Origin of the sequence: Nostocoides vanveenii (genome assembly GCF_039531165.1) — a bacterium.
Classification (GTDB): Bacteria; Actinomycetota; Actinomycetes; order Actinomycetales; family Dermatophilaceae; genus Nostocoides_A; species Nostocoides_A vanveenii.
This window is the reverse complement of record NZ_BAAAPN010000022.1, coordinates 1-9833: the sequence shown is the minus strand read 5'-3', so window position 1 is coordinate 9833 and position 9833 is coordinate 1. Positions and strand designations below refer to the sequence as shown.

Here is a 9833-nt window from a genome sequence, read left to right as displayed (position 1 = left end):
GTCACCGCCCCCCGCGACATCGAGAACGAAGAGCTGCGCGTCCACGAGAGCCGGCGAGAAGGTCGCCGTCAGGTTGTCACCACCGGACTCCACAAGAACGACGTCCAGGACATAAGTCGCGTCCAACTCCTCGATCGCCGTCAGATTCGCCGTGACGTCGTCGCGGATCGCCGTATGCGGGCACGCTCCGGTCTCGACCGCACGGATTCGGTCCGGATCCAGGACCCCCGCCGCGCGCAACATGCGGGCATCCTCGTCGGTATAGATGTCATTGGTGACCACGGCGAGCGAAATGCGCTCTGCAAGCGTTCGGCATAAGGCGCCGATGATCGACGTCTTGCCCGTCCCCACCGGGCCGGCAACGCCGATGCGGAGAGCGCGTTGTGTTGTCGGAGAAGGGGATTCAGGCACGGAAGAGCCTCCGGTTCGTTCGGTCGTGGTTATGCGCCCACATTTCTAGCTGCGGTGCCGAGCGGGCCGGTATGCCGTCCGGTCGCCCCGGGCAGGCAAGAGCGGCGGACAGCAACTCGGCCCGCGTTCCCCGCGTCGCCAATGCCCAGCCGACCGCATCGACGGGGTCGGCCGGGAGCAGTTTGAGGGCCGCTGAGGTCACGGCCTGCACATCGTCGTGGAGCAAGGCTGCGCCCACCTCGCGAGGCGAGGCACCCAACGCGCGGCCCAGAGCGGCATACGTGATCGGTCGTGGGGCCGTGGGCAGTTCGCTGACGAGCGCGGTGGCCACGTGGTGCGGGAAGAGCCGGCGCAACAGCCGCAGCATGCCTGAGCCGGCGGATTCCGACGCCTGACGTTGCACGTGGCTTGGTGTCCGTGCCGCCCAGTGCGCATGCACATCGGCCAGCCCATCCGACGGCGCGCCGAGCGCGGCATACGCGGCCACGGCGGTGCCGAGGTCGACGGCGCTGACCGTCCGCAATCGCACCTCCACATAGTCCGGCAGGTCCGCGAGCCCACAGCCACCGAGCACCGCCGGCTCGAACCCGCCCGACTGGGTGTGCCCACCGACCGGCAATCGGGGGTCGGCCAATATCAGCAGCCCCGCCATGTCAGGGTCCACGATCATCGCCCACACTCCATCGCCATCCATTGCCGACTCCGTCAGAACAACGAATACAGTTGGGCCAGAGGGAGTTCGGTTGCCGGCTCTGGAATGACCAGTTCGCCGTCGATGCGAATAGCGAAGGTCTCAGGGTCGATCGCGATGGCTGGCAGGGCCGCGTTGTTGACCATGTCGCTTTTGGTCACCCCGCGGGTCGGGCGGACCGGCACCAGCGTGCGACCTAGCCCGAGCCAGCCCGCGAGATCCTCCTCGATCGCCACCGGCGCGACGAAGGCCACCGACTCCGCCGCTGCCGACCGCGAAACCAAGGCGGGCCGCATCAGCACCGGTTGCGGCGTCGGGATCGACGCATTCGGGTCGCCCAGGGCTGCCCAGACGATCGAGCCGGCTTTGATCACCACGCTCGGACGAACCCCGAAGAAGGCCGGCTCCCACAACACCAGATCCGCCATCTTGCCTGCCTCGACCGAGCCCACGAGGTGGGAAATGCCATGGGCCACTGCGGGATTGATCGTGTACTTCGCGATATAGCGCCGCGCCCGATCATTGTCCGCGCGTTCGGATGCCGAGAGCGGCCCGCGCCGATGTTTCATCACATGGGCGACTTGCCAGGTCCGCGTGATGACCTCGCCGATGCGGCCCATCGCCTGCGCATCCGAGCTGGTGATCGACAGCGCCCCGGCGTCATGGAGGATGTCCTCGGCCGCGATCGTCGTCGCCCGGATCCGCGACTCGGCGAAGGCGAGGTCCTCCGGAATCCGCGGGTTGAGGTGGTGACACACCAAGAGCATGTCCAGGTGCTCGGCGACCGTGTTGACCGTGTGCGGCAGCGTCGGATTCGTCGACCCGGGCAGCACATTGGGATGGGAGGCAATCGTCATGATGTCCGGAGCGTGCCCGCCGCCCGCGCCTTCGGTGTGGAAGGCGTGGATGGATCGTCCGCCGATGGCCCGCAGCGTCGACTCGACGAATCCGGCCTCGTTGAGCGAGTCGCTGTGCAGCGCCACTTGCAGCCCCCACTCGTCCGCGGCGCGCAGGGCTGCGTCGATCGCGGCAGGCGTCGATCCCCAGTCCTCGTGCACCTTGTAGGCCGCGGCCCCGCCGCGCGCCTGCTCGGCCAGCCCTTCTGCGCTGACGGTGTTGCCCTTGCCCATCAGCAGCAGGTTGACGGGCAGATGGTCCAGTCCCCGCAGCACCGAGGCGAGATGCCACGACCCGGGTGTCACCGTGGTCGCCTTGGACCCCTCCGACGGCCCGGTCCCGCCACCACCGAGGGTGGTCAGGCCGGCGGCGAGGGCTTCGTGGACCTGGCTCGTGGAGAGGAAGTGGACGTGCATGTCGATGCCGCCCGCGGTCAGGATCTTTCCCTCTCCGGCAATGACATCCGTGGCCGGGCCGATGGGCAACAACGAATCGATACCGTCGGCGATGTCGGCGTTGCCGGCATGGCCGAGCGCGACGACCCGGCCGTCGCGGATGCCGACATCGGCGCGCACGATCCCCCAGTGGTCAAGGAGGACGACATTGGTGATGACCGTGTCCAAGGCGCCCTCGGCGCGGGTCGTTGTCCCCTGCAGCATGGACTCCCGGATCGACTTGCCCCCGCCGAAGATCGCCTCGTCGCCGCCGACCGTCAGGTCACGCTCGACCTCGATCCACAGGTCGGTGTTGCCGAGCCGGATCTGATCACCGACCGTCGGACCGGTCAGGGCGGCATACTGAGCGCGCGTCAGCTCAGCCATCGTGCGCCGCCGTCCGGATCTGCAGGCCGGGCACAAGACGCGCGCCCCCCAGGCTGACCGCCGTCACGTCCCGGGCAACACCTGGTTCAAAACGCACCGACGTCCCAGCGGCAATGTCGAGCCGGAAGCCCTGCGCCGCAGCGCGATCGAAGGCGAGCGCGGCATTGGCGTCGGGCAGGTGCAGATGCGAGCCGATCTGGACCGGCCGGTCGCCGGTGTTTTCGATGCGCAGGGCGATTCGCTCACCATCCGGGCGCACATTGATCGTGATCGTCCCGTCCATCGTCCGTATGCCGCCCGGTGCCACCCCCGCCCGCCCGTGCCCGAGCGGATGGTGCAACGTAACCAGCTTGCGACCGTCGGGGAAGGTCGCCTCGACCTGCACGTCGTGCAGCATGCCCGGGACCTCGGCGAGCACCTGGCTCGGGCTGAGAACCGAACTCCCCTGGGCCATCAACTCGGCCACCGAGGCACCCTCCCGGGCGCGCTCGACGACCCACATCGAGAGCAGGGCGACGGTCTCGGGATAGTTCAGGCGTAGGCCACGGGACAGGCGGTCCCGCGCCAGCATGCCGGCGACGGCGAGCAGCAGCTTCTCCGAATCCGAAGGCATCAGATGCATGACCGTGGCCTCAGATCCGCATGGCCGTGCGCACGGTGTCCGTCGACGTGGCGCCACCCTCGCCACGGTCGGTGATGCGGCCGCTGGTGAGCACGGCATACGTGCTGGCCGCCTGGAGGGCGAAGCCGACGTGCTGCTCCACAAGCAGCACCGCCAGTCCGGCCGCGGCGAGTTCGACAATGGTCCGTTCGATGAGCTGGACGACATTGGGCTGGATGCCCTCGGTCGGCTCGTCGAGCATCAGCAGTCGCGGCCCGGTCAGCAGTGCGCGGGCGATGGCCAGTTGCTGTCGCTGCCCCCCGGAGAGTAGGCCCGCGCGCCGATCCATCAGCTCGGCGAGGGCGGGGAAGAGATCGAGCACCTCGTCCATTCGGGACGCCGGAGCGCGGTGTTGCTCGGCGACGAGCCGCAGGTTCTCCCTCGTCGAGAGATCACCGAAGGCCTGCTGCCCCTGCGGGACGTAGGCCAGCCCGCGCGCCACGCGCGCGGACGGCCCCAGCCGGCCGACGTCCTCGCCGTCGAAGACGACGCGGCCCGCCATTGGGCGCAGCAACCCGATTGCGCCGCGCAGCAAGGTGGTCTTTCCGGCGCCGTTGTGGCCGAGGACGGCGACGATCCCGCTGTCCGGGACTTCGATCGACACGTCGTGGACGACTGTCGTCCGGTCGTATCCGAGCCGGACCTTCTCCAGCGTCAGCATCAGCGTCCCCCTTCGTGGACGGGCGTACCCAAATAGATCTCCTGGACGCGCGGATCGTTCTGGATCTCGGCCACGGTGCCCTGCGCGAGGACCTCACCGGCTGCGAGCACGGTCACCGAATCAGCCACGGCGCGAAGGAATTCCATGTCGTGCTCGACCACCACAACAACGCGGTGCGGCGAGATGGCGCGGAGCAGGTCCGCGGTCTGCTCGCGTTCGGAGTGACTCATTCCAGCGACCGGCTCGTCGAGCAGCAGCAGGCGCGCCCCCTGGACGAGCAGCATGCCGATCTCGAGCCACTGCTTCTGGCCGTGGGCGAGCGCTCCGGCGCTCCGGAAGCGTTCATCGGCCAGCCCGATGGCCTCCAGCGCCTCCTCGACGCTGGCGGGCACGCCGCGTCGCGCACGTAGCCGGCTGACCGCTGGTCTGCTCGCACCGGCCGCCAGGTCGAGGTTGCTCAGCACGTCGAGTTCTTCGATGACGCTGGCGGTCTGGAATGTCCGGCCGACGCCGAGCCGGGCGATGCGGTGAACCGGCTTCCCGAGCAATTCCTTGCGGCCGAAGGCGGCGCTTCCGGTCGCTGGGACGAGCCCGGTGATGGCGTCGATGACCGTGGTTTTGCCGGCGCCGTTGGGACCGATGAGGAAGCGCAGGTCACCACGGGTCACCGTCAGGTCGATATCCTTCACGGCGACGAAGCCGTCGAAAGCCACACGCAAACCGCGGATTTCGAGGTAGTCGTGGATGGTTTCGGGGTCCGGCGTGATGAGCTTGCCGAGTCGCTCGGCGTCGACGCCGCCGTGTCGGCCGGGGCTGGTCATAGCGATCCTTCCACAGGGGCTGGGGTGCCGTGCGCGTATGCCGTGGCCTCACCCGCACGCCGGTGCGTCACCCGCCGTGCGAGTGCTGGCAGGCTGGCCAAGCCCGCCGGGAGCACGGCGATGACGACGATGAAGAGGGCGGCTTCGGCATACGTCCACGCCGATGGGAAGTTTTCCGACAAGCTGGTCTGCGCCCACGCGACGGCGATCGCGCCGAGCGGCGGTCCGAGCACCGAGGCACGGCCCCCGATCGCTACGCCGACGATGAAACCGATGGAGGCGGTGACGCCGACATCGGCCGGCGAGATGATGCCGACAACCGGGACGAAGAGCGCTCCGCCGATCGAGGCGAAGACGGCGGCAATGACGAAGGCAGTGATCTTGACCGAGGCCGGGTCGTAGCCGAGGAAACGGACGCGATTCTCCTGGTCGCGGACGGCAAGGAGCAGTTCCCCCCAGCGGGAGCGGTAGAGCTGCCGGACGATGAGCACCATGACGATCAGGACGGCCGCGCACAGGGCATACAGGGTCTGATGGTTGACCGGATCGGTCAGGTCATAGCCGAGGAAAGAGCGAAATCCGTTGAGCCCGTTGGTCCCTCCGGTGCTCTGCTGCTGCCCGATGAGCAGGATCGCGAAGGCCGCCACAAGCGCTTGACTCAGGATGGCGAAGTAGGCACCCCGCACGCGTCGCCGGAAGACGCCGGTACCGAGCAACCACGCCAGGGCCGCTGGTAGCACCACGATGAGCAGGAGCGTGACAAGTCCGGAGCGCAGCGGCTCCCACCACGCGGGCACGACGCCGGTGCCGTAGAGCTGCATGAAGTCGGGCACGCCCCCTGGGCCGGCGTCGGCAAGCTTGAGGTGCATGGCCATCAGGTAGCCGCCGAGGCCGAAGAAGACACCCTGGCCCATCGTGAGCATGCCGCCGCGGCCCCAGGCGAGGCCGATGCCGACGGCGACCATGGCCAGGCAGAGGAATTTGGCGAGCAGGAGCAGCCGGAAGTCGGAGAGGACGGCGGGTGCCGCCGCGAGCAGGGCGATGGAGGCGACGAGTCCCGCGACCAGACGGGCTCGGGAGCTTTGGGTGAGAGCGATCATGCCAGACTCCTCGTGCGGACGGTGAACAAGCCTTGCGGCCGGATCTGGAGGAAGGCGACGACGGCGAGCAGGACGAGCACTTTGGCCAGCGAGGCGTCGCTCCACAGTTGGAGAAAGGACTGAAGCAGACCTAGCGCCATCGCCGCGAGCACGGCTCCCCACACGCGGCCGATGCCGCCGACGACCACTACGAGGAAGGCGTCGACGATGTAGTTCTGGCCGACGGTCGGTCCGACCGATCCGAGCAGGGTCAGCGCGACGCCCGCGATGCCGGCGAGCGCGGAGCCGAGGAAGAAGGTCAGCCGATCGACGCGTGCGGTCGCGATGCCGCTGCATTCCGCGAGATCGCGGTTGCCCACCACCGCTCGGATGCGGCGACCCATCGGGGTGCGGGTGAGCAGGAGCGCTACGGCAGCGACACAGCCGATGCTCAGCGCAAGAATCATCAGGCGCGTCTTGGGCATCGACAGCCCACCGATGACGATCGGACCCGAGAGCCAATCGGGCGCTCGCACATCGATATTCGGGGCGCCGAAGATGTCGCGGGCGAGTTGCTGGAGGAGGAGCGCCACGCCGTATGTGACCAGGAGAGTGTCGAGTGGGCGGCCGCGCATGCGCGAGATGACGGCCCACTCGAGAGCGACGCCGAGGATGCCGGCGATGACCGCCGCCAGTGGCAGGGCGATCAGGAACGAGATGCCCGCATCCGTCACGACGCGTTGGACGACGTATGCCGTGTAGGCACCGATCATGAGGAACTCGCCGTGCGCCATATTGATGACTCCGAGCTGACCGAAGGTCAGAGCGAGTCCGAGCGCGGCGAGGAGAAGCACGGAGCCGAGCGAGAGCCCGGCGAACACCTGGCTCGCAAAGACGTCCATCGTGGTCCGTTCCGGTTGTGGGAGAGGTGATGTCGACGTATGCCCGCGGCCTCACCGCTGGCGAGGCCGCGGCATCCGTCGTGGTTGTGTGGCGAGCGGAGAACTTCGTGGGGGTGGCGTATCGGGGGCCCCGCGAAGTATCGGAGTGAGCTTGCGAGCGGAGAACTTCGTGGGGGTTACTAGAGTCCCTTGGCCCAGGCGTAGCCCTTGAGGAAGGGGTCGGGCTCGATCGGCTTGCCGCTGCTCCACACGGTGTAGATCAGGCCGTCGTCGTGGATCTCGCCGATGAGCGCGGTCTTGGCGATGTGGTGGTTCTCGCCGTTGATCGTGACCTTGCCTTCCGGGGCGTCGACACTCACGCCGCCGGCGGCCTTTTGCACGTCGGCGACGGCGAAGGACTTCGCCTTCTCGACGGTGTTCTTCCACAGGTAGAGCGAGGTGTAGGCCGCTTCCATGGGGTCACTGGTGACGCGCTTGTCGCCATACATCGCCTTGAAGTCGGCGACGAACTTCGTGTTGACTGGGGTGTCGATGGTCGCGTAGTAGTTCCATGCGGTGAGCTGGCCGACGATATTGGCGGCGCCGATCCCCTGGACCTCCTCCTCGGCGATGGACACCGAGAGGACGGGTAGGGTCGCGGCCTTGAGGCCGACGTTGGTGTACTCCTTGAAGAAGGCGACATTGCTATCGCCGTTCAGGGTGTTGAAGACCGCGTCCGCACCGGAGCTCTTGACCTTGCCGACGATGGTGGCGAAGTCGGTGCTGCCGAGTGGGGTGTATTCCTCACCGACGACTGTCATGCCATTGGCTTTGGCGTAGGCGTTGATGATCTTGTTGGCGGTGCGCGGGAAGACGTAGTCGGAGCCGACGAGGAAGAGCTTGGTCTTGCCCTTCTCCTTCAGGTAGTCCAAGGCGGGGATGATCTGCTGGTTGGTGGTGGCCCCGGTGTAGAAGATGTTCTTGCTCGCCTCGAGACCCTCGTATTGGACGGGGTAGTAGAGGAGGCTGTTCTGGCCCTCGAAGACCGGCAGCATCGCCTTGCGGCTGGCCGATGTCCACCCGCCGAAAACCGCTGCGACACAGTCGGATGAGATGAGCTTCTTGGCCTTCTCGGCGAAGGTCGTCGGCTCGGATGCGCCGTCCTCGGTCACGACATCGAGCTGCTTTCCGAGGACGCCGCCGGCGGCGTTGATCTCTTTGGCCGCCATGTTGAGCGCGTCGTTGACGGTCTTCTCGGAGATCGCCATGGTGCCGGAGAGGGAGTTGAGGAAGCCGATCTTGATGCTGCTGCCCGAGGTGTTGACGCACGACGTGGCGCTGGCGGCCGCGGCGGAGCCATTGACGGACGAGGTGGTGGTGCTTGTTTTGGCGCCGCAGCCGGCGAGAGTCAGCGCGACAATGGCGAGGCCCGCAGCGGCCGCCGCCGGGCGGACGGCGGGGCGGGAAACGGAGGACTTGGACACGTTGGGGTGCCACCCTTCTCGGCAGTAGCGCCGCTGGCAGTTAGGGAGACCGGCGACGCTGCCGAGGCCATTCGATGGCCTGACCGGGGACCCTAGGAGCCGCGCGTAACGCGTCCGTCGCCGTCACATTTCGGGGGTATGTCGAGGAACTCACAACGACCGGCGACCGTCGTGAGTCGGGCGCCGGCTCGGGGGCTAACCCGCCCGCCGACCGCTTTCTGAGCGGTCAGGCGGACTCGAAGCGATCGAAGCGCCAGGCCAGCAAGTCGGGGTCTGGACGATCCGAACGTCGAGCGGGCAACTTCATCAGGCGCGTCACGTGCAGTCCCTTGATCCCGTGCTCGAAGAGCGGCCCGTCCACTTCGCGCAGGATGTCGTCGCGGATCCCGACGCGGTAGTCCGCAGAGATGCCGAGGATGCCGACGTCATAGGGGGCATGGTGAATTTTGCACAGCGCCAGTCCATTTCGTACCGATGCGACCCCCGCCTCCTCGGCGTCATCGACAATGTGCGCGGCGTCGAGAAGTTGGGTATGCCGCAGCGAACAGACAGCACACGTGGTCTCGTAGGCGCGCATCACCATTGACCGGAAAACCGGTTGGTGGAAGCGCTGCCGAGTCTCGCGGACGGCATACCGGCGCAGCGTCTCTTCAAGGGGCGAGGGTGCAGCCGATTGAGGCAAGGGCATCGCTTGCGCGCGGTCGTAGGCAAGGACGAACTGGTCGAGTGTCGGCTCTGAGCCAATGACGTAGACCGGGAAGATCGCCTGGAACCAGCCAGGGGCGACTCCGATCAGCCAGATCACCGGGAGCTTCAACTCCTGCGCCCGTGCGACAGCCAGGTTCTCGGCCGTCCCGGGTGCGTCTGCTCGCAGCTTGTAGCGTGGCAGCCCGTCGCGGCCTTGAACGTCCTCATAGGGTCGGCTGTGGCCATCGGGCGTGTGCACGGTCATGAGGGAGAGTGCCGCCTGGCAAATCGCGGGTTTGCGGATGCCGCGGCCCCGATCGACCAGAGGAAGGCGCTCGCCATGGAAGGTGAACTCCGTCAGTATCTCTCGGCTGATCGCGTCGGTGCCGTCATTGGTGCGGAGCGCAAGCCAGGCGCCGGCGGCACGCCGCAACTCCCACTCCTCATCGACAGATAGCACCTGGCCAGCTTGGCAGACCTCGGGGTCGGTGGTCCGATACGCTCCGCGCAACGCAGAAGGATCTGGCTCGGCACGGCTGCCGCCCGCGAAGTAGCCACGACCGGCCATCCGAGAAGTCAGGGCGAGTCCGGCTCGTCCCGCGGGGAGGTCGAACTCGTTGCGCAGACGGTATGCGGCAGGCCCTTGCAGCGCGGGGCACACGGGATTTCCCCGTCAGGCGGATGTTCGTCGCCATTGGGTGAGGTGGGTGTCGTAGCTGCCGGGGGTGAGGTTCCAGAT

The 9833-nt window shown here is 67.4% G+C and carries 10 protein-coding genes and 1 pseudogene; all 11 read right to left on the bottom strand.

Annotated elements, in window-relative coordinates; all coding sequences use genetic code 11:
* On the bottom strand, positions 1 to 411 hold a 411-nt coding region (locus ABD209_RS04360; protein WP_344062641.1), incomplete at its 3' end, for a GTP-binding protein.
* A complete protein-coding gene (locus ABD209_RS04355) occupies positions 404 to 1081 on the bottom strand; it encodes an urease accessory protein UreF (RefSeq protein ID WP_344062471.1) in 678 nt (225 codons plus the stop codon). The genes ABD209_RS04360 and ABD209_RS04355, both read right to left, overlap by 8 nt.
* A 35-nt stretch (positions 1082 to 1116) precedes the next feature.
* Complete coding sequence (locus ABD209_RS04350) at positions 1117 to 2820, bottom strand: urease subunit alpha (RefSeq protein ID WP_344062469.1); 1704 nt, start codon at positions 2818 to 2820, stop codon at positions 1117 to 1119.
* The gene (ureB, locus tag ABD209_RS04345; protein WP_344062632.1) at positions 2813 to 3103 is read right to left on the bottom strand and encodes an urease subunit beta; all 291 of its coding nucleotides are present in this window, start codon (positions 3101 to 3103) and stop codon (positions 2813 to 2815) included. Before ureB ends, ABD209_RS04350 begins: the two co-directional genes overlap by 8 nt.
* A gap of 42 nt (positions 3104 to 3145) precedes the next feature.
* Positions 3146 to 3442: pseudogene (locus tag ABD209_RS04340) on the bottom strand (urease subunit gamma); the annotation flags it as partial.
* A gap of 10 nt (positions 3443 to 3452) precedes the next feature.
* Entirely contained in the window at positions 3453 to 4142 is a 690-nt protein-coding gene (locus ABD209_RS04335) for an ATP-binding cassette domain-containing protein (protein WP_344062467.1), read from the bottom strand.
* A complete protein-coding gene (urtD, locus tag ABD209_RS04330) occupies positions 4142 to 4963 on the bottom strand; it encodes an urea ABC transporter ATP-binding protein UrtD (protein ID WP_344062465.1) in 822 nt (273 codons plus the stop codon). The genes ABD209_RS04335 and urtD overlap by 1 nt, the downstream gene beginning before the upstream one ends.
* A complete protein-coding gene (urtC, locus tag ABD209_RS04325) occupies positions 4960 to 6063 on the bottom strand; it encodes an urea ABC transporter permease subunit UrtC (protein WP_344062462.1) in 1104 nt (367 codons plus the stop codon). The genes urtD and urtC overlap by 4 nt, the downstream gene beginning before the upstream one ends.
* Positions 6060 to 6944, bottom strand: a complete 885-nt coding sequence (urtB, locus tag ABD209_RS04320) for an urea ABC transporter permease subunit UrtB (protein ID WP_344062459.1) — start codon at positions 6942 to 6944, stop codon at positions 6060 to 6062. The genes urtC and urtB overlap by 4 nt, the downstream gene beginning before the upstream one ends.
* 179 nt (positions 6945 to 7123) lie before the next feature.
* The gene (gene urtA, locus ABD209_RS04315) at positions 7124 to 8407 is read right to left on the bottom strand and encodes an urea ABC transporter substrate-binding protein (protein WP_344062456.1); all 1284 of its coding nucleotides are present in this window, start codon (positions 8405 to 8407) and stop codon (positions 7124 to 7126) included.
* 226 nt (positions 8408 to 8633) lie between these two features.
* On the bottom strand, positions 8634 to 9554 hold the full coding sequence (locus ABD209_RS04310; protein WP_344062451.1) for an HNH endonuclease: 921 nt from the start codon (positions 9552 to 9554) through the stop codon (positions 8634 to 8636).
* Positions 9555 to 9833: the final 279 nt, after the last annotated feature.

Excerpts from the sequence above, each read along its gene's own strand:
- ABD209_RS04355 (WP_344062471.1), bottom strand. The coding sequence starts at position 1,081 with ATGATCGTGGACCCTGACATGGCGGGGCTGCTGATATTGGCCGACCCC.
- ABD209_RS04350 (WP_344062469.1), bottom strand. The coding sequence starts at position 2,820 with ATGGCTGAGCTGACGCGCGCTCAGTATGCCGCCCTGACCGGTCCGACG.
- ureB (WP_344062632.1), bottom strand. The coding sequence starts at position 3,103 with ATGGACGGGACGATCACGATCAATGTGCGCCCGGATGGTGAGCGAATC.
- ABD209_RS04335 (WP_344062467.1), bottom strand. The coding sequence starts at position 4,142 with ATGCTGACGCTGGAGAAGGTCCGGCTCGGATACGACCGGACGACAGTC.
- urtD (WP_344062465.1), bottom strand. The coding sequence starts at position 4,963 with ATGACCAGCCCCGGCCGACACGGCGGCGTCGACGCCGAGCGACTCGGC.
- urtC (WP_344062462.1), bottom strand. The coding sequence starts at position 6,063 with ATGATCGCTCTCACCCAAAGCTCCCGAGCCCGTCTGGTCGCGGGACTC.
- urtB (WP_344062459.1), bottom strand. The coding sequence starts at position 6,944 with ATGGACGTCTTTGCGAGCCAGGTGTTCGCCGGGCTCTCGCTCGGCTCC.